Annotated in this window: 18 protein-coding genes and 2 pseudogenes; 13 read left to right on the forward strand and 7 right to left on the reverse strand. The window is 43.1% G+C overall.

What is annotated here, in order from left to right; all coding sequences use genetic code 11:
* Positions 1-112: 112 nt before the first annotated feature.
* On the reverse strand, positions 113-1,924 hold the full coding sequence (locus J5X92_RS16210; protein ID WP_013782914.1) for a choice-of-anchor I family protein: 1,812 nt from the start codon (positions 1,922-1,924) through the stop codon (positions 113-115).
* Between the two features lie 323 nt (positions 1,925-2,247).
* Here J5X92_RS16210 and J5X92_RS16215 point away from each other — a divergent pair, with 323 nt between their 5' ends.
* Complete coding sequence (locus tag J5X92_RS16215; RefSeq protein WP_013782913.1) at positions 2,248-3,042, forward strand: M48 family metallopeptidase; 795 nt, start codon at positions 2,248-2,250, stop codon at positions 3,040-3,042.
* 79 nt (positions 3,043-3,121) lie between these two features.
* Here the strand turns inward: J5X92_RS16215 and J5X92_RS16220 are convergent, their stop codons facing one another.
* Complete coding sequence (locus J5X92_RS16220; RefSeq protein WP_013782912.1) at positions 3,122-3,964, reverse strand: mechanosensitive ion channel domain-containing protein; 843 nt, start codon at positions 3,962-3,964, stop codon at positions 3,122-3,124.
* A 505-nt stretch (positions 3,965-4,469) separates the two neighbouring features.
* Here J5X92_RS16220 and J5X92_RS16225 point away from each other — a divergent pair.
* The 5 genes from J5X92_RS16225 to ruvX all read left to right on the forward strand — a co-directional run bounded on the left by J5X92_RS16225 (position 4,470) and on the right by ruvX (position 7,711).
* Positions 4,470-4,634, forward strand: a complete 165-nt coding sequence (locus tag J5X92_RS16225; protein WP_013782911.1) for a hypothetical protein — start codon at positions 4,470-4,472, stop codon at positions 4,632-4,634.
* Positions 4,635-4,780: 146 nt separating this feature from the next.
* Positions 4,781-5,509, forward strand: a complete 729-nt coding sequence (locus J5X92_RS16230) for a 16S rRNA (uracil(1498)-N(3))-methyltransferase (protein WP_013782910.1) — start codon at positions 4,781-4,783, stop codon at positions 5,507-5,509.
* 212 nt (positions 5,510-5,721) lie between these two features.
* Complete coding sequence (gene gshB / locus J5X92_RS16235; RefSeq protein ID WP_013782909.1) at positions 5,722-6,675, forward strand: glutathione synthase; 954 nt, start codon at positions 5,722-5,724, stop codon at positions 6,673-6,675.
* 42 nt (positions 6,676-6,717) lie between these two features.
* Positions 6,718-7,284, forward strand: a complete 567-nt coding sequence (locus J5X92_RS16240; RefSeq protein WP_013782908.1) for a YqgE/AlgH family protein — start codon at positions 6,718-6,720, stop codon at positions 7,282-7,284.
* A complete protein-coding gene (ruvX, locus tag J5X92_RS16245) occupies positions 7,277-7,711 on the forward strand; it encodes a Holliday junction resolvase RuvX (RefSeq protein WP_013782907.1) in 435 nt (144 codons plus the stop codon). Before J5X92_RS16240 ends, ruvX begins: the two co-directional genes overlap by 8 nt.
* A 334-nt stretch (positions 7,712-8,045) precedes the next feature.
* Here ruvX and J5X92_RS16250 read toward each other — a convergent pair whose 3' ends face one another.
* From J5X92_RS16250 to J5X92_RS16260, 3 genes are read right to left on the reverse strand one after another with little or no spacing between them, the layout of a single operon-like run.
* On the reverse strand, positions 8,046-8,360 hold the full coding sequence (locus J5X92_RS16250) for a DUF2007 domain-containing protein (RefSeq protein ID WP_013782906.1): 315 nt from the start codon (positions 8,358-8,360) through the stop codon (positions 8,046-8,048).
* Between the two features lie 5 nt (positions 8,361-8,365).
* A complete protein-coding gene (locus J5X92_RS16255; RefSeq protein WP_126873794.1) occupies positions 8,366-9,478 on the reverse strand; it encodes a PilT/PilU family type 4a pilus ATPase in 1,113 nt (370 codons plus the stop codon).
* Between the two features lie 9 nt (positions 9,479-9,487).
* Complete coding sequence (locus J5X92_RS16260; RefSeq protein ID WP_057789891.1) at positions 9,488-10,531, reverse strand: type IV pilus twitching motility protein PilT; 1,044 nt, start codon at positions 10,529-10,531, stop codon at positions 9,488-9,490.
* 24 nt (positions 10,532-10,555) lie between these two features.
* On the opposite strand from J5X92_RS16260, the gene J5X92_RS16265 reads away from it, so the two are divergent.
* From J5X92_RS16265 to J5X92_RS16295, 7 genes and pseudogenes are all read left to right on the forward strand, one after another.
* Positions 10,556-11,242, forward strand: a complete 687-nt coding sequence (locus tag J5X92_RS16265; RefSeq protein ID WP_126873795.1) for a YggS family pyridoxal phosphate-dependent enzyme — start codon at positions 10,556-10,558, stop codon at positions 11,240-11,242.
* A gap of 56 nt (positions 11,243-11,298) precedes the next feature.
* Positions 11,299-12,120: a pyrroline-5-carboxylate reductase gene (gene proC, locus J5X92_RS16270; protein ID WP_013782902.1), complete on the forward strand. Its 822-nt coding sequence runs from the start codon at positions 11,299-11,301 to the stop codon at positions 12,118-12,120.
* Positions 12,121-12,141: 21 nt separating this feature from the next.
* Positions 12,142-12,681, forward strand: coding sequence for a YggT family protein (locus tag J5X92_RS16275; RefSeq protein ID WP_013782901.1), 540 nt, complete (start codon positions 12,142-12,144; stop codon positions 12,679-12,681).
* Positions 12,682-12,703: 22 nt separating this feature from the next.
* Positions 12,704-13,144, forward strand: a complete 441-nt coding sequence (locus tag J5X92_RS16280; RefSeq protein WP_013782900.1) for a DUF4426 domain-containing protein — start codon at positions 12,704-12,706, stop codon at positions 13,142-13,144.
* Positions 13,145-13,207: 63 nt separating this feature from the next.
* Positions 13,208-13,291, forward strand: a pseudogene (locus tag J5X92_RS16285) (DUF4426 domain-containing protein); the annotation flags it as partial.
* 107 nt (positions 13,292-13,398) lie between these two features.
* Positions 13,399-14,337 carry a transposase gene (locus tag J5X92_RS16290; RefSeq protein ID WP_041452469.1) on the forward strand — a complete coding sequence of 313 codons (939 nt, stop codon included), beginning with the start codon at positions 13,399-13,401 and terminating at the stop codon, positions 14,335-14,337.
* 345 nt (positions 14,338-14,682) lie between these two features.
* Positions 14,683-16,704 carry an NADPH-dependent 2,4-dienoyl-CoA reductase gene (locus J5X92_RS16295; RefSeq protein ID WP_126873796.1) on the forward strand — a complete coding sequence of 674 codons (2,022 nt, stop codon included), beginning with the start codon at positions 14,683-14,685 and terminating at the stop codon, positions 16,702-16,704.
* A 94-nt stretch (positions 16,705-16,798) separates the two neighbouring features.
* On the opposite strand, the gene J5X92_RS16300 is transcribed toward J5X92_RS16295, so the two are convergent.
* Together J5X92_RS16300 and J5X92_RS21135 are read right to left on the reverse strand one after the other, a co-directional pair.
* Complete coding sequence (locus J5X92_RS16300; protein ID WP_013782897.1) at positions 16,799-17,134, reverse strand: VOC family protein; 336 nt, start codon at positions 17,132-17,134, stop codon at positions 16,799-16,801.
* A 597-nt stretch (positions 17,135-17,731) separates the two neighbouring features.
* Positions 17,732-18,397: pseudogene (locus J5X92_RS21135) on the reverse strand (polysaccharide lyase family 7 protein); the annotation flags it as partial.
* Positions 18,398-18,476: the final 79 nt, after the last annotated feature.

An 18,476-nucleotide genomic window follows, 5' to 3' on the forward strand; every position in this document is an offset into this window, starting at 1 on the left:
TTTTGGTTTTAATAAAAAAAACGGCGCCAAAGGCGCCGTTTCATTATGGTTTTCTAGCGAGTGTTTTTGCTTAGCAACCTTTGCTCAGTAATGTCTACTTAGCGTGTTTCACTTAGTTTTGTGTAATTTGCCATACCGTTACGGTGCCACTAACTTCATTACCTACAAGTAACAAAGGAACGCCGCTTGCACTATCATCTGCACTTACAAATACCAAACTCTCTGGCGCCAAGTCGCCTATGACGTCAGTCGCCTCTAGGCCTTCTGTTAAATCGCGATTGATAATGTAATCAGCAAATTGAACATCGTAAGGGTTAGTTACATCGTAGACGAATATGCCGCCCATACGTTCAGTTCCAACAAACGCGTAGGTTCTATCACCGATAACACCTACGGTTAATGCTTCAGGCTCTGGACCTTTATTCTCAGAACGTGAGTCACCTTCGTTTGCATCATCACCGTTGTTAAACGATGCACCGTGAACTGACGCGGTAATACGCTCAAAATCATCACCTGAATCATAAACCGCCAAGCCGTTTTGATCCCAAATGGTAAACGAACGTGAGCCATACGCATAAGCTGCATCATATTCACCGTTACCATCCGCATCACCCATTGCATTAGTAACACGTAAATCATCAGCTTCGCCATTGGCTTGTAAGTCAGCAAGTTCAGAATTCGCTTCTGCCGTTAAGTCTTCAACTTTAACTTCGTCAATGAAAGCTAAACAACCATCGTCTTCATCAAACTCTAGTCCGCCTTCACTTAGGCAAGTTGCTTCATCAGCAGAGTCAAAGAAATATTCACGTGCGTCACCTTCATTCGCTGTCACGATAAAAGTGGCATCTTTCCAAGAGTAATTGGCAATAGTATCGGGCTGATATACACCGTAAAGGCCGTCATACTGACCAAAACTTACGCTGCCATCTTCTTGAATATCAATATTCAAGTCAGCCCAACTTTTTACACCCAAGCCAATAATTTCTACGGTTAGTTCTTCAAGATCAAGAATGGCTAAACCGTTGTTTTCTTGCAGGCTGACGTACGCTACATCGTTAGTCGCCGTAATATATTCTGGTTCTAAATCTTGAGCCACAGTGGTAGCAATATCTACACCTTTAATCGTACGGCCACTTGGGTTAGGGAACATCATTCCCTGTGCAACCAAGTCGTCTTGACTGCCGTTAAAGCCCGTGAAGCTCACTGAGGACGCTGTTTCTTCAGGCTCACCACTTGCAAGAATATTAATTACCGAGATAGAACCTTCTGGGTCAATCGTGTAATCATCCGAAGGCTCCCCTTCATTGGCTACTAATACTTTTCCGCCATCTGGCGTAAAAGTCACCATGTCAGGCAGGGCGCCAACAACGACTGAATCTAAAAATACTGGTGCAGAAGTGTCTAACCCATTATAGAAAAGTACGTAGCCGTTATCTGTTTTCACATCAGCAGGCACTGCAACAGCCATTAGGTCGCCACTAATAGCAATACTAGTGAGGCTTCCTAACGTTACGCCGTCAATATCAGCAGGTAGCGTAATATCACTCACTGTAAGGTTGGTCGTATTGATTGGGTCGCTCATAGCAGTAGTACTTACTGTATCAGCGGCAATAACTGCGATGGCATTGGTTTCACCGTTGGTGGCATAAATAGTTTGGGTGTCAGCATGATATTGCACGATTTCTGCCGACGTTAGGTTACCCAAAAAAGCGCGGGCAACAACGTCAAGAGAAACACCTAAAGATGCATCGCTACCGTCAACACCGTCGGCGCCATCTGACCCCGCTTCACCTTGCTCGCCCTGAGGGCCTTGAGCACCTGTTTCACCTTGTGCACCATCATCGCCATCTAGACCACAGCCGGTAAGAGCCGCTGAGATAAGAAGCGCTAAGACGCCGTATTTGAATTTTGACTGCGCAGACATTTAATTTCCTTTTTATCATGTTGTTACGCCAAACCTCAGCTTGCCAACTAGGCTGTTTAATTCTCGCTTTCAGTACGGGAACGAACCGATGGCATACAATGTAGATTTAGCTATTATTTTTAATTACATCTGTATATAAGCTAGAGCCAGTGTATGACACAAATATTAATTTGGCAAAAGGGTAAATTTACAAATGAATAACACCCCAATTTGTAGTATTAATAGAAGCTAATATTGGTCTGCTCTTACGCACTGTACGTAACAAACAATAAGAGTCGTAACTCACTAATATTTCTCTATTTCGCGACAACAAGGATTAAAATATGAAATTGAGGTTTACCGCATCAATCGCCGCAGTAGCCCTTGCAGTGACAGCGTGTGCTACATCGCCCACAGGTCGTAATCAGGTACTCTTATATTCTGAATCCCAACTGGAAGAAATGGGCGACCAAGCATTTAGCGGAATGAAAGAAGAACTTAAAATCTCAAACAAAGCTGTTCAAAATAGCTATGTTGAATGCGTCGCCAATGCGATCACCGCGAAGGTCCCTAATAGTGTGTTCGATGGTACATGGGAAGTTGTGGTATTTGACGATGAGCAGGTTAATGCCTTTGCTTTGCCTGGGGGGAAAATTGGTGTTTATACAGGGTTATTAAATGTAGCTGAAAACCAACACCAGCTTGCGGCAGTCATCGGCCATGAAGTGGGTCATGTAATTGCAGAACATGGTAATGAGCGTATGTCTCAATCAACGCTTATCAATATGGGCACCCAAGCAGCAGGTGCAGCTTTGGCGATGAACGAAGTTTCTCAAACGGCTCCTATCATGGCAGCCATTGGTTTAGGGTTACAAGTTGGGGTTCAACTACCGTTTAGCCGTACCCATGAGTCTGAAGCCGATGTTATTGGCCTTCAATTAATGGCTATGTCAGGCTTTGACCCTCGCCAATCCGTAAACTTATGGCAGAACATGGATGCGGCAAGTAATGGCGAACGCCCCTTAGAGTTACTTTCTACTCACCCTGCCCCGCAAACACGGATTAGCAACTTGCAAGCAAACATGAACGCTGCGTACACTGATTACCAGGCATCGGCGTATAGACCTAACTGTGGCTAGTTATTCAACGTCGCTAACGTAAAATAGAGCAAAAAAAACGCCACATTAATGTGGCGTTTTTGTATCAGGGAATAAAATCTTATTCGCTGTCGTTTTTGTGAAGGTGTACATCCATTTGTGGGAACGGAATTGAAATACCTTCTTGGTCGAAGCGAAGTTTAACTTGCTCAGTGAAGTCAAACTTAACGCCCCAGAAGTCAGACGCTTTACACCATGGACGAACCACGAAGTTAACGCTGCTATCAGCCAATTCAGAAACGGCAACAGTAGGTGCTGGCTCGCTGAGGATACGCTCATCGGCACGAACCATTTCATTAAGGATTTCTTTCGCTTTGCGCAAGTCTGCGTCATAACCAATACCAACAACCATATCAACACGACGTGTTTCTTTCGCTGAATAGTTAGTAATGTTATTGCTGTAAATGCCACCATTAGGAACAATAATTTCTTTGTTATCTGGTGTAGCCATTGTAGTAGTGAAAATGCCAATCTTATTGATTGTACCCGCAGTTCCAGCAGCTTCAACGAAATCGCCTGATTTGAAAGGCTTAAATACAAGAAGCATTACGCCAGCAGCAAAGTTTTTCAGTGAGTCTTGCAGTGACAAACCAATAGCTAAACCGGCAGCACCTAATATTGCAACAAGCGAGGTGGTATCGACACCAAGTTGGTTTAGCGACGCCACAATAACGAACAACATCAAAATAGCGCTAATAATGGCTTCTAAGAAGTCCACCAACATTGCATCGTACTTTGATTTTGCCATTAAACGGCGGAATAAAGATAGGATGAACCCTACAACGATTCGACCAATAACGTAGATAACAATCGCCATGGCAATATTAATGCCCCATGGGATTGCATAATCGTTAATGTAGCGTTCAACATCACTCGATGAGAATAATGATAAATTTTCTTCCATAATTTTGTCCTTGTTTTATCAATCGTAGTGTAAGCCGATTCAAAGTAGCAGGCTTTTAGAACTACGCCAACGACTTTGATGCACAAATAGCCATTTTTGGCCCAAAGTCTAATATTCACGTGGCCTACAGGCAATAAATATTATCCTAAAGTCGACTTTTTTCCTGCTAATTATTTCTTCAGAATTGTTTTCGAGCTGTTTAAACTTATTGTCGTAAATTCGTCATTAGGGTGTCATTTAAGCAATCTAATCTCAATGGCTCGTCAAGTTAGTTAGTAGCACCGAATAGCGAATCAGCCATAACGGACTATCGAAAACTTTACGAGAATTGATGATTTTTCCATCTAATTGGTGTAGAGTTTTTAGTCAAAATAAGCAGGATGCTTTAAAAAGTCTGCAAAGCGCTGAAAAACATTTAAAAAGAATGTGAACCGGACATGACGTTAGCAGGTATTGCTATTGTCAATTTTGTACAGCTTAGCAAATAGAATAAAAGGAATAATCTATGTTTTACTTTATATTACTGGCAATTATCGTAGCAGCATTGTTCTTGTATTCTTTGAGAACAGATAAAGGCGAACATACCAAGTACGCACGAAAGGACGGGCAAGCAGTACCTCCTCATCAAAACGAAACGCAAAACACCACTTCAACACCTTCGGCAGCTTAATTAACCCTAGTGCTATCAAAGCTATCGTAAATCTCAAAAAAATAGCTTTTTACAACGCATTGTAGCGATTTTCAGCTACGATGCGTTGCATCCACTTGCTCTAGACAAGTATCATATCTACATTATCCGCCATTTTTAGTTTCCCAATGCGCATACCGAGAATTTATTACCCCAACCCAATTCCTCTTGAAGAAGAATTTCAGTTAACTGAAGAAGCTGGGCATCACATTGCCAGTGTGCTTCGTTTGAAAGCGAATCATCCTATCGTATTATTTAACGGTGACGGCAACGAGTACAGCGCACAGATAATTAATGCTCAAAGAAAAAAGGTTTTTGTAGAGGCCGATGCGTGTTTAACGCTGTCAAAAGAATCATCGCTAAATATACATTTAGGCCAAGGTGTATCTAAAGGTGACCGAATGGATACGGTGCTGCAAAAAAGTGTAGAGCTTGGTGTTACCGAAATTACGCCTATTTTGTCCGAACGATGTACAGTTAAATTAGATGAAGCCAGGTGGGAAAAAAAGCTGCTGCAATGGCAAAAGATCATCATCGGTGCATGTGAGCAAAGTGGCAGAAATACACTGCCCTCGCTTAACCCGCCAATTGCCCTTAACAAATGGTTATCTGAATCAACCTCGAGTTCGCGGTTAGTATTGGCGCCGGGTGCAGAGAAGCCATTGGCCCGTCAACCATATAACTCTCAAGGCTTTCGTTTATTGATAGGTCCAGAGGGCGGACTTTCTGAAGGCGAAATTCACCAAGCTAATGAAAGCGGATTTACATCGTGCAGTTTAGGGCCTCGAATACTGCGTACTGAAACTGCCGCCATTAGCAGTATTAGCATTCTGCAAGCCCAGCATGGCGATTTTTAGGCGGGCAGTTTACGCAAGCTTTACAGGTTAATGATTAGAAAGTTTGGTTTTTTCGATACTTGATCTAAATGCTGAATGCCCCCACTTAAGTTTTAGTGGTATTCATACCTAAACCAACTTCGACAAATAAAATGCACCAACAGCCAACTATCACAATCAGTGCGTAATGCTGTTGGCAATTTATCTACCTTTATCAAAGAGTGAGAACATACATGCACTACACCCTTGGCGTGATTATGGATCCTATCGCGGTGATTAAGCCGCATAAAGACACCAGCTTAGCAATGATGCTTGAAGCCCAGCGCCGTGGCGCAACCGTACTGTACTTCGAACTTAAAGATATCTTTATAAACAACGGTAAGCCAATGGGGCTGGCTAGAACCATTACCGTGCGTGATCAAGCAACTGACTTTTACACCCTAGGTGAAGAACATACTGTTTCACTAGGCGACATTGATGTGTTGCTAATGCGCAAGGATCCGCCCTTCGACAGCGAGTTTTTGTATGCTACCCATATATTATCGCTTGCCCAGGACGAAGGCGCGCTGGTTGTAAATAATCCGCAAGCGCTTCGAGACTACAACGAAAAATTATTTACCTCTTTGTTTCCTGAGCACATTCCTAACACATTGGTAACCAATAATCAGAAGCTTATTCGTGATTTTCATGCAAAGCATCAAGATATTATTTGTAAGCCTTTGGATGGAATGGGCGGTGCTTCAATTTTCAGAGTGAAGCCAGATGGAAATAACTTAGGCGTGATCATTGAAACGCTAACCAATTTAGGCAAACGTTACATGATGGTTCAAGAATACTTGCCACAAATTAAGGATGGCGATAAACGTATTCTTATTGTGGACGGTGAAGTGATTCCTTATTGCTTGGCGCGCTTACCCACCAAGGGGGAGACTCGTGGCAATCTGGCAGCAGGCGGAACAGGCAGACCCCAAGAAATTTCAGAAACTGATCGTGCGTTAGCTGAAGCTGTTGCTCCCACATTACGAGAGAATAATATTTTATTTGTTGGGCTGGACGTGATTGGCGAAAAAATCACAGAAATAAACATTACTAGCCCAACATGCGTAAGAGAGATAGAGGGTCATTATAATATTAATATTATGGCCTCGTTATTCGACGCAATTGAAAAGCGCCTTACAACTAAGTAGCGTTTTGCACTAACTGTAAGTAAGTGAGAAGTAGAGGAAACAATGACAGAACTGAAAAGTTTACAAAACCACTTTCTAGTAGCGATGCCTTCGCTAGATGACCCGTATTTTTCTCGCTCTCTCACTTATATTTGCGAACACAACAAAGACGGTGCCATGGGGCTGGTAATCAATCAGCCTTCAACTATGAACTTAAAAGAACTGCTCGAGCAAACCGACAAAGACTTAACCGTGGCGGAAGACAAAGCCGAGCAAATTATTCTTGCCGGCGGGCCGGTAAGCCAAGAACGAGGGTTCGTTCTGCATTCCAGTCAAAGTGGCTGGGACTCAAGCTTAGCCTTATCGCCTGACGTTATGATCACCACTTCAAAAGATATTTTATCAGCAATAGGCACTAACACTGGGCCAGATTCATCGATTATCGCGTTAGGTTATGCGGGCTGGACTGCTGGGCAACTTGAACAGGAAATGCAAGATAACTCGTGGCTAACCATAGAGGCCGATGACGACATTTTGTTTAACACGCCTATTCATAAAAAATGGCAAGCAGCGGTAAATAAACTTGGTGTAGATGTGTGGCAACTCGCACCAGGAGCCGGACATGCCTGATATTGGCAGTAGAACAGTATTAGCCTTCGACTTCGGTACAAAAAGTATTGGAGTTGCAGTAGGACAAGAAATTACCGGTACGGCGTCACCGCTAGCCGCACTGAAAGCCCGCGATGGTATTCCAGATTGGAATGTTATTGAAAAGCTTTATGAAGAGTGGCAACCGCAGCTTGTGGTGGTGGGTTTACCGCTGAATATGGATGGCACCGAACAAGAAGTTACACAGCGCGCTAAAAAATTCGCCAATCGCTTACATGGTAGATTCAAAGTAGCGGTAGATTTATGCGATGAAAGGCTTACCACAACGGATGCAAAATCTATGTTGTTCGAACTTGGCGGCTATAAAAAGCTAACCAAAGAAAAAATAGACAGCGTATCGGCCTGCGTGATTTTTACCAGCTGGGTTGAAAACCAATACGGCGACTAGTTTCTCGCCGTTATTTGGACACCCACCTTTTCCATTAGTTGGACACCCATTTATTTAGGCTGTGATCACCTTTTCCGTTAGCTGGACACCCACCTTTTTATGTAACTGCGCCGTTATTTGGACACCCACCTTTTAAAAGATTTGGAGTTCCTTTTTATCATCACTTCTTTTAAGACAGCCACAATTTCAATCATTACCTCTTGGACACCCACAGTTTCAATCACGAATTAATGAATAAGAAAATCAGAAACCCGTAATGCTAAAATCATTACCTCTCGGACACCCACAATTTCAATCACGAATTAATGAATAAGAAAACCAGAAACCCGCAATGCTAAGGTCTACTTTCTCCGCACTTCCAGCAGGTATCAAAAGCTTCGCCGTTTGGTTCATTACAATGTCCGCACACCCATGGAAATTTCTCAGCTGGTTCGTGGCTGTCCATGAGAGAATTCACAACTTTATTGGCTCTGGTAGACCAAGATTCATCTATTAACCAAAGTTCGGGTTGTGACTCTTGCCATGGCAGTTCACCCATCGCCCCACCTGCAAATTCGTTTTTCACTAGGTAAGGTATAGAAAGCGCATCGAGTTCACTCTTTACCGACTGAAGTAAGAAAGGGTCTGAAGACGTAAAAAGCTTAATCAAGAGTTTTAGTCATCCATATCGATTGAGACATTCGATAATGTGCCCAAGCTCGATCCATCGTTAGAATCTAGCTTAATCATTAGGCGCAAATCATTGGGAGAATCAGCATGGTGTAAGGCTTGGTCTAAATCAATACTACCCTCGCGATATAAATCGTACAACGCCATATCGAAACTTTGCATGCCTAACTCTTTGCCCTTTTTCATGGCTTCTTTCAAGCTACCTATTTCATTGCGTTGAATAAGGTCGCTCACTAGAGGAGAGTTTAATAGTATTTCAATTGCCGCTACCCTTCCCTCGCCGTCTTTGGTTGGAAGAAGTTGTTGTGCCACTATAGCTTTTATATTTTGGCTTAAGTCAAAACGTAACTTGTCATGTTGGTCTTTTGGCGCTAAATGCATAATGCGCTCAATTGCTTGGTTAGCGTTGTTGGCATGGAGTGTTGCCACACATAAATGCCCCGTATCAGCGAACGACATGGCGTATTCCATTGTCTCCATTGAACGAATTTCACCAATAAGAATGACATCAGGCGCTTGCCGCAAGGAGCTTTTCAATGCATCGTCGAATGAGTGGGTGTCTATACCCACTTCACGCTGAGTTATCACGCAAGATTTATGCTCATGCACAAATTCAATAGGATCTTCAATAGTTAAAATATGCCCATAAGAATTACTATTTCGATGGCCGATAAGTGCGGCAAGCGAGGTCGATTTCCCCGTGCCTGTACCACCTACAAAAAGTACCAAGCCGCGCTTTGACATAATGATATCTTTTAACACCGAAGGTAAACCCAGGTCATCAACCTTAGGAATTTCGGTCACAATACGACGTACCACCATCCCGGCTTGATCTCGTTGCCAGAAGGCCGAACAACGAAAACGCCCTAGGCCTTCTCGTACAATGGCAAAATTACATTCCTTGGTAGTATGAAAAGCCTCTTTTTGCTTTTCATTCATAGCCTCATGAACAAGTGCTAATGCATCTTCATCATTAAATGAATTTTCCGAAATGGGAGTAAGCTTACCGTGCACTTTGGCGCTAACGGGAAAGCCCGCGGTAACGAATAAGTCAGAAGCAGATTTCTCTACCATTTTTTCTAAAAAGTTATCTAACATTACCCGTCCTTAAAAATTACTCATCGATTGCTTGTCTTTCGATTTAGCAGCGGCGTCTTCTTTAGAAATGGCACCTAATGCCAACAAGCGTTGTAAACACTGATCCATAGTTTGCATACCCGTAGCTTGCCCCGTTTGAATAACCGAATACATTTGAGGCACTTTATCTTCACGAATAAGATTTCGTATTGCAGGGATACCTACCATGATTTCATGCGCTGCGATTCGCCCTCCCCCTACTTTCTTCAACAGGGTTTGAGAAATTACAGCTCTTAGCGATTCAGACAACATAGAGCGCACCATCGCTTTTTCTTCGGCAGGAAACACATCAATAATACGGTCTATTGTTTTAGGTGCTGAGTTAGTATGTAGGGTGCCAAATACTAAATGCCCTGTTTCCGCGGCTGAAATAGCCAAGCGAATTGTTTCTAAATCACGTAACTCACCAACTAAAATAACATCTGGATCTTCACGTAATGCAGAGCGAAGTGCGTTACTGAAAGAGTGGGTGTCTCGATGGACTTCCCGTTGGTTTACAAGACTTAATTTATTTTCGTGCACAAACTCGATAGGATCTTCGATAGTAAGAATGTGCTCGCGCTTATGTGAATTGATATGGTCAACCATAGCAGCTAGGGTTGTACTCTTACCCGACCCTGTGGCGCCAGTGACTAGAACAATGCCGGTAGGTTGGTTGATTATTTCTTTGAATATTTCAGGCGCACCTAAATCATCAAGGGTAAGAACCGTGTTGGGGATAGTACGAAGCACAGCTGCTGCACCGCGATTTTGCACAAAAGCATTTACACGAAACCGCGACAAGCCACTAATTTCGAATGAGAAATCGGTTTCCAAGTTCTCTTCGTATTCTTTACGTTGCATGTCATTCATTATTTCATAAATAAGTGCATGGACTTGTTTATGATCTAATGCGGGTACATTAAGCTTACGCATTTCTCCGTCTACGCGGATAAGAGGTGGCAGACCTGCTGATAAGTGCAAATCTGACGCTTTATTTTTAACGCTGAAAGCCAAAAGTTCGGTAATATCCACAACAACTCCTCAAAAAGGTGAATAATGCAAACAATAGCAGAAAGACTCAATAGTGCACGACAGGATGTGAGCCTAGCTACTGCCAACGCTAATCGTCCACCAAATTCAGTTAAATTGCTAGCCGTGAGTAAAACTAAACCGGTATCGGATATTATGGCAGCGTATGAAGAGGGACAACGTACATTCGGCGAAAACTATATACAAGAAGGTGTAGATAAAATACAGCAGCTGTCTGCACTTAGTGATATTGAATGGCATATGATAGGCCCCATTCAATCAAATAAGACAAAAATAGTAGCCGAGCATTTTGATTGGGTACAATCCGTTGATAGGGAAAAAATAGCGCGTCGTTTGAATGACCAACGTCCGGCGGAGATGGCCCCCTTAAATGTATGTATTCAAGTGAATATAGATGATGAAGCAAGTAAGTCAGGTGTAAAACCTGAAGACGTAGATGAACTGGTGCGCTTTATTACCAAGCAGGACAAACTTTGCTTACGCGGGCTAATGGCAATTCCAAAAGCAAACCCAGACAGCCATGAACAAGCGCAAAGCTTAAGTGCTTTAAAGGAATTGTTCGACCGATACCATACAAACTTGACCAATTTTGATACCCTGTCCGTAGGAATGAGTAGTGATATGCAAAGCGCCATCGCTCATGGGTCTACCATGGTAAGAATTGGCACCGCAATCTTCGGCGCACGAAATTAGTTCCTACTATTTTTAACTGAACGCTGTTAGTTTTTTCAACTTACAATAGGATTCATATGCAACAAAAGAAATTGGCATTCATTGGCGCGGGCAACATGAGCCGCAGCATCATTAGTGGTTTAATTCAGTCTGGCTACGATAAGACACGCATTTTAGCGAGCAACCCGTCTACTCCGAAACTCGATAAGTTAAAAGAGGAATTCGGTATTCAAATTACCCAGTCTAATGATGAAGCCTGCCAATTTGCAGATGCTATTGTGTTAGCCGTGAAACCCCAGATGATGGGTGACATGTGCGCAGACCTTAAGCAGAACAATGACTTAACTGGCAAGCTATTCCTTAGTATCGCAGCTGGGTTACCCGTATCTCGATTACAAGAAATGCTAGGCGGTGAATATCCCGTTGTTCGTATTATGCCAAACACACCAAGCCTACTTGGTAAGGGTATGTCGGGCATGTATGCAGATAATACCGTGTCAGAAGATGACAGAACTTACGTTGATGATGTGATGAATAGCGTAGGTGAGACAGTATGGGTTGAAGAGGAAGACGGTATCAATGGCGTTATCGCTGCAGCTGGCAGTAGCCCTGCGTATTTCTTCTTGTTTTTACAAGCTATGCAAGAGGAAGCTATAAACATGGGCTTCGATAAAGCACAGTCACGTTTGATGGTACAACAAGCCATGTTAGGGGCCGCTGAAATGGTTTGTCACAATCCTGACCTTGAATTAAGTGAGCTTCGTGCCCAAGTTACTTCTAAAGGCGGCACTACAGCTGCGGCAGTCAATACCTTAATTGATCAAGGCTTGAGTGATATCGTAAGTAAAGCGATGCGCGCTGCGGTAGCTCGTGCTGAAGAAATGGCAAAACAGCTTTAACGTTTTTAGGAACATCAAAACATGAATGCAACGGTTTTTCTGGTAGATACACTATTTGGTTTGTATTTAATGGTGGTTATCTTACGCCTATGGTTGCAACTGGTTAGGGCTGATTTTTATAACCCTATGAGCCAGTTTATTGTAAAGGCCACTCACCCTATCGTGGGGCCGTTGCGCAGAATAATCCCTTCAATTGGTCGCTTCGACACTGCTACCTTTGTGCTGGCGCTTGTTGTTGCCGCGTTAAAAATAATCACGCTTTCGCTGATGGTCGGTGGCAGTTTGAATCCAGTAGGCATCGTAATAGTTGCGCTGATTGAAGTGGTAAAAGAAACGCTTTCTATCATGTTCTGGGTGTTGATTTTACGCGCCATTTTAAGTTGGGTATCACAGGGTCAAACGCCTATCGACTACCTTCTTTATCAACTAACTGAGCCTTTCTTAGCACCCATCAGAAAAGTTATACCGCCTTTAGGTGGTTTAGACTTATCTGTGCTGATTGCCATTATCGGACTACAGTTTTTACAATTGCTACTTCAAGACACATTCAGGTTCTTTTAAGCTGAACGTGCGGAGTGATAACATGAAAAAAATCAGTACATTACTTTTTGGTTTACTGGGTAGTTTGTTACTTATTACAAGTAGCGCAGCGTACGCTGAGCAAAAGCAACAATTAGGCGAGTGGGATGTACATTACATGGTAGTGAGTACTCCTTTTCTTACCCCTGAGGTCGCGGCCTCTTACGGCATAGTTCGTAGTAAGTTTAACGCCTTGGTCAATATTTCAGTACTAGACGCCGTAACAGGAACTGCTCAACGGGTATCGGTTTCTGGTACTGCTAAGAACTTGATAGGCACCACTAAGACACTCACCTTTAAAAAGGTAGAAGAAGGTGATGCTATTTACTACCTAGCAGTGCTGCCTTTTAGAGATAGAGAAAACTACCGGTTTAGTATTGATGTTCAGCGTGGGAATACCATGCAGACCTTGAATTTTAAACAAGAAATGTTTGTTGATGGCTAAGGTTTAAAGTAAGCCGAAAGCGCGAAACACGTAATATAATTTTGTAAAAATACTAATTGGCGAGTAGGCACCACTAAGACACTCACCTTTAAAAAGGTAGAAGAAGGTGATGCTATTTACTACCTAGCAGTGCTGCCTTTTAGAGATAGAGCGCTAAAAGGTTAGACACCCACCCAAACCATCCTCTTGTTCAGTATATTCAACAAGAGAAATACCTCAGTATCTTAATCACTATTTTGAGATTGAGCTCCCTTATGCCAAGCCCTAGAAAGTCATTAATCTGTTTACAGAACACGCCCTACTATCACTGCGTATCTCGGTGTGTAAGACGAGCATTTTTGTGTGGAGATGACCATTACACTGGGAAAAGTTACGAGCATCGACGTCAATGGGTTGAAGACCGGCTCATAGCATTAACGAACGTATTTTCAATTGATGTATGTGCCTATGCGGTAATGAGTAACCATACCCACTTGGTATTACATGTAGATAGAAACGAAGCCTTGTCGTGGACCACCGAGGAAGTATTAAGGCGTTGGCATTCTCTGCATAAGGGCACTGTGTTAACCCAGCAATATATGCAGCCTACACAGCGGGCATCACTTACAGAAGCTCAGATAACCACTATCATATCGACAGCAAATGTTTATAGACAACGGTTGTACGATATCAGTTGGTTTATGAGGTTGCTTAATGAGTTTATTGCTCGTGAAGCTAACAAGGAGGATGAGTGCACGGGGCGTTTTTGGGAAGGAAGGTTTAAATCTCAGGCTCTACTTGATGAAGCCGCATTGGCAGCGTGCATGGCTTATGTAGATTTAAATCCGCTACGTGCGGGTATCTCAAAGGCGCCAGAAAAATCTGAATTCACAAGCATTAAACATCGAATAGAGGCAGCACAATTTGGCCTCCAACCAGCGTTCCTTAAGCCTCTGGTGGGAAGTTCGTCACACGGCTTGAAAGGGTTGCCGTTTAATTTAGCTGATTATTTAACTTTGGTCGATGAAACTGCCAGGCAAATTAGTGCAGGTAAATCAGGCTACGTACTCCACAATGTCTCCCCAATTTTACAGCGTACCGGCTTGTCGCAAACAAATTGGAATAGTATGGTCGTTGGGATTGAAGCTATCTTTTCAAACTCTATTGGCCTATCGATTGCCCAACGTAAGCTAGCTCTTTCTAAAACTGGGTGATATCACACAGTTAAATCAAATTCGATAAAATAATGCGCGGCTAGGTGCACCCAAACCATATTTACCATCAGTTTTCTCTTGGTGCATGCCACACCTAGAACCTTTAGTGCTAGGTGAATATTCGCGACACCATTTTGTCTCACTAATGTTTGTTATCCGTCCTGGAAATCATAGTTCATCTGTCTCATAGCTCTAAAACTATGTTTGAAACTGTGGGTGTCTTAACATTATCTTCGATTTTTTATACCTCAATCCTTTACCCCCAAAGCATACTGGTAAATAATCTTAAGATACTGGTCGGGCTAGTTTATGGCTGTCCGAATAAAAATTATAACGAGAATAACCATGACCAACGCATACCCTCACTTACTTGAGCCCCTAGATCTCGGCTTCACCACGTTAAAAAACCGTACTTTAATGGGCTCTATGCACTTAGGCCTTGAAGAAGAAAAAGGCGGATTCGATAAGCTTGCAGCCTTTTACGCAGAACGAGCAAAAGGGGGTGTGGCACTTATCGTAACAGGGGGAATTAGCCCCAACATTTCTGGCTGGGTTGCCCCTTTCGCTGGCAGAATGACAGCCAAACGTCACGCAAAAAAGCACAGAGTAATTACTGAAGCCGTGCATGCTGAAGGCGGTAAAATTTGTATGCAAATTTTGCACTCTGGTCGTTACGGCTATCACCCTCTTGCCGTATCGGCTTCCCCTGTTAAGTCTCCAATTACGCCGTTTAAACCTCGCGCCTTATCTTCAAAAGCTGTGACATCCACAATTAAAGACTACGTTAGTTGTGCCGCTCTTGCGAAAGAAGCTGGTTACGATGGCGTAGAGGTGATGGGATCTGAAGGTTATTTAATTAACCAGTTCTTGGTAAAGCGTACTAATCATCGTGATGACGAATGGGGTGGGTGTCTAGAAAACAGGGTAAAAATAGCGGTCGATATCGTAAAAGGTATTCGTGAAAAGGTGGGCACTGACTTCATCATTATTTACCGCCTGTCGATGCTCGATTTGGTTGAAGGTGGCGCTAAATGGGATGAAGTTGTCTATCTTGCCAAAGCGATTGAAAAAGCTGGTGCTACACTTATTAATACCGGCATCGGTTGGCATGAAGCACGTGTTCCAACTATTTCGACTTCGGTGCCGCGCGCAGCCTTCACGTGGATAACACAGCGGATGAAAAAGGAAGTATCACTGCCGCTTGTTACAACAAACAGAATTAATACGCCTGAAGTGGCCGAAGGCGTTTTAGCCGATGGCCATGCAGACATGGTATCAATGGCAAGACCATTTTTAGCCGATTCACAGTTTGTAGCCAAAGCGATGCGCAATGAGTCTCAACTAATTAACACCTGTATTGCGTGTAATCAAGCGTGCTTAGACCATGCATTTGAACAAAAACGTGCTAGCTGTTTAGTTAATCCGCAAGCCTGCTACGAAACAGAACTGACCTTTACTCCAGTAACACATAGTAAACGTATTGCAGTGGTTGGAGCTGGCCCTGCTGGGCTTGCATTTGCTATGTATGCTGCAGATAGAGGCCATCAAGTCATCTTGTTCGACAAAGCAAGTGAGCTTGGTGGGCAGTTCAACTACGCAAAACAAGTACCAGGCAAAGAAGAGTTTTATGAAACTATTCGCTACTTCAGCAATCAACTTGAACGGACTGGGGTTACCGTAACCCTTAATACCGATGTTACCTGTGAATTTCTTACTGAAAGCGGTTTTGATGAGGTGGTATTGGCTACTGGTATCAACCCTAGAAGCCTAACTATCGAAGGTGCTGACCATTCTAAAGTCATGAGTTATATAGATGTGCTACGCGACCACAAGGCTGTGGGGCAAAAAGTCGCTATTATTGGAGCGGGCGGCATCGGTTTCGATGTGGCCGAGTATTTAGTTGAAGACGAAGACCTATCGCTCAATACTGATAAGTGGCTGTCTCATTGGGGGATTGATAAAAACTATACCAATGAAGGCGCGCTCACCGAGAAATCTTATACTCCTTCAAGCCGAGAAGTATTCTTACTTCAACGTAAGACATCCAAAGTTGGCAAGGGCTTGGGTAAAACAACAGGTTGGATCCACCGACAATCCTTGAAGCTGCATAATGTGCAAATGGTGAATGGTGTAAGTTACGAGAAGGTTGATGATGAAGGTTTACATGTTCTAATAAATGATAAACCGAAATGCTTAGCCGTAGACAACGTTATCGTGTGTGCAGGACAAGAACCGTTTAAGCCTTTGCAAGCACCGCTGGAGGCTGCCGGTGTGAGTGTCCACATTATTGGTGGTGCAGATGTAGCCGCTGAACTTGATGCGAAGCGTGCTATTCGCCAAGGTGCAGAGTTAGCCGCTAAAATTTAAAGTTGATTGCACTTAAAGGTGGGTGTCTCAGTTTAGTTTTATAAAAAGATGGGAAGCTAATTAGCTTCCCTTCCTTATATTTCTTATATATCTACTAGAACTGATCGAACATAATCGTATTACCGTCTGGATCTTTTACTACGCAATGCCCTGGCCCTTCATCGCCTTTGACTGGCACATCTATTTCAATGCCTTTATCCTTCAAGCGCTGCTCAAGTTCACGCACATCAGTGGGATTGAAGGTTAAAATATTGCCCTCAAACATACCCTCGAACAAACCAATCATGGTTTGCCCACTTTTCATGATAACCCATTTCTCTTCTACCGAACCGCACGACGGCATGGCCTCAAAGCCAAGCGTTTCATAAAACGCTTTCGAGATGGCAATATCACTGACCGCTAAACTTAACGAAAAAAGCCCAGGTTGCACTGTGTTCTCCTAAGAATCTAACAGAATGAATTACATACTGTAGATAAGTGCACAAGCAAGATCACTGTATTTGGTCGCAAAACGTTCAATTATTCCGCTAAGTTAGTGTTGCCACTCTTTTGCTAGCACAACCGCTTCGCCGCCTTCTACTTTCACTTCTTTACGCGACTCTTTGCCTTGACTGTCCACCGCATAAAACTCATAAACGGTTATTCCCGTGCCATGCTGAATACTTTCAATAATGCGCTTTGCTTCGAAATCAGGTGAAGATTGTTTTAATGCCCCACTAACATTTTCAGGCAGCTGAGACCAGACTAAGTCTCTTTGTACCTCTACTACTTTCCATTCGTCAGCCACTTGTAGCATATCGAACTCAATTTCTCTGCCATCGGCCAATACGCCTTCAACATCAAGATAAGTCTTGCCATGTTTCAGTTCTTTTTCTACTTCATTTACTGTGAAAGATGGCTCAATGGCTTTGATAGCAGTTAACGCATTATCTGGAATATCACTAATACTCATACCAACTTTTTCGTTTAACGTGGCACCAATTTTAGTTTGTTCGCCATGATTAGCTTTTGGCGCAACGCTTTCCCCCACTTCTAAACGCGTGAACGTCACACTGGCGTAATCGCCATTTGCCTTATCTTCTTCCCAGTTGCCTGTTCCTAAACACGCCGGATACCAGAAACCAGGGTCATCTTTAGTACTACATTGGTTATAAGCACCAGCTTTAAAGTAATTCCAATCTAACGTGTAGCCGTATGGATGGTCGTGCTTATCAAGTTTACCGTTAGCGTCTACGGCATTCGCGAGGTTGATTTTATATTCAACGGTTTCATGTCCATCAGCTTCGAAAGTTAAATACATCACATCACCGTGAACATTTACTACGTAACTCAGAGCTTCACCTAAGGCTAATCCTGCTTCACCAGGATCTTCAGGATTTGTCCATAAGTTACCCCACACTGGATAAGCAATATCTCTTCGATTAGCGTCATCTTTGGGAAGGTTTCTTTCATAGGTCCAAAATACCGAGCCCTTGTCGTGATTCGGCCATTTCTTGTAATAAATCTTAAGCGGTTCGTTCCCCCATCCAAAACCTTTTACCTTTTTCTCCCATTTACTGGCATGTATTTGACCGATAACCACTGAATAGGCTGGTGCTTTTTCAGGGTATTTCGCGCGCAGAGCTACATGGTTTACTTTTAAGGTAGCTTCCATCTTGCCGCCTATTCGCCCGAAGCGTTTCGCTATAGGGTTACTAAGGCGTGTTGATCTTTCGTGATTGGTTTTTGAGCAGCATGGTAAAGAGTTATAATTTGCTTCGCCAAAAGTAAAA

It is taken from the genome of Alteromonas sp. K632G (genome assembly GCF_017653625.1).
Lineage (GTDB): Bacteria > Pseudomonadota > Gammaproteobacteria > Enterobacterales > Alteromonadaceae > Alteromonas > Alteromonas naphthalenivorans.

What these genes read in the sequence shown, in the direction of transcription:
- gshB (WP_013782909.1), top strand. Translation starts at nt 5,722, where the DNA reads ATGCACTACACCCTTGGCGTGATTATGGATCCTATCGCGGTGATTAAG.
- J5X92_RS16225 (WP_013782911.1), top strand. Translation starts at nt 4,470, where the DNA reads ATGTTTTACTTTATATTACTGGCAATTATCGTAGCAGCATTGTTCTTG.
- J5X92_RS16240 (WP_013782908.1), top strand. Translation starts at nt 6,718, where the DNA reads ATGACAGAACTGAAAAGTTTACAAAACCACTTTCTAGTAGCGATGCCT.
- J5X92_RS16210 (WP_013782914.1), bottom strand. Translation starts at nt 1,924, where the DNA reads ATGTCTGCGCAGTCAAAATTCAAATACGGCGTCTTAGCGCTTCTTATC.
- J5X92_RS16295 (WP_126873796.1), top strand. Translation starts at nt 14,683, where the DNA reads ATGACCAACGCATACCCTCACTTACTTGAGCCCCTAGATCTCGGCTTC.
- J5X92_RS16220 (WP_013782912.1), bottom strand. Translation starts at nt 3,964, where the DNA reads ATGGAAGAAAATTTATCATTATTCTCATCGAGTGATGTTGAACGCTAC.
- J5X92_RS16265 (WP_126873795.1), top strand. Translation starts at nt 10,556, where the DNA reads ATGCAAACAATAGCAGAAAGACTCAATAGTGCACGACAGGATGTGAGC.
- J5X92_RS16275 (WP_013782901.1), top strand. Translation starts at nt 12,142, where the DNA reads ATGAATGCAACGGTTTTTCTGGTAGATACACTATTTGGTTTGTATTTA.
- proC (WP_013782902.1), top strand. Translation starts at nt 11,299, where the DNA reads ATGCAACAAAAGAAATTGGCATTCATTGGCGCGGGCAACATGAGCCGC.
- J5X92_RS16280 (WP_013782900.1), top strand. Translation starts at nt 12,704, where the DNA reads ATGAAAAAAATCAGTACATTACTTTTTGGTTTACTGGGTAGTTTGTTA.
- J5X92_RS16230 (WP_013782910.1), top strand. Translation starts at nt 4,781, where the DNA reads ATGCGCATACCGAGAATTTATTACCCCAACCCAATTCCTCTTGAAGAA.
- J5X92_RS16255 (WP_126873794.1), bottom strand. Translation starts at nt 9,478, where the DNA reads ATGTTAGATAACTTTTTAGAAAAAATGGTAGAGAAATCTGCTTCTGAC.
- J5X92_RS16290 (WP_041452469.1), top strand. Translation starts at nt 13,399, where the DNA reads ATGCCAAGCCCTAGAAAGTCATTAATCTGTTTACAGAACACGCCCTAC.
- ruvX (WP_013782907.1), top strand. Translation starts at nt 7,277, where the DNA reads ATGCCTGATATTGGCAGTAGAACAGTATTAGCCTTCGACTTCGGTACA.
- J5X92_RS16215 (WP_013782913.1), top strand. Translation starts at nt 2,248, where the DNA reads ATGAAATTGAGGTTTACCGCATCAATCGCCGCAGTAGCCCTTGCAGTG.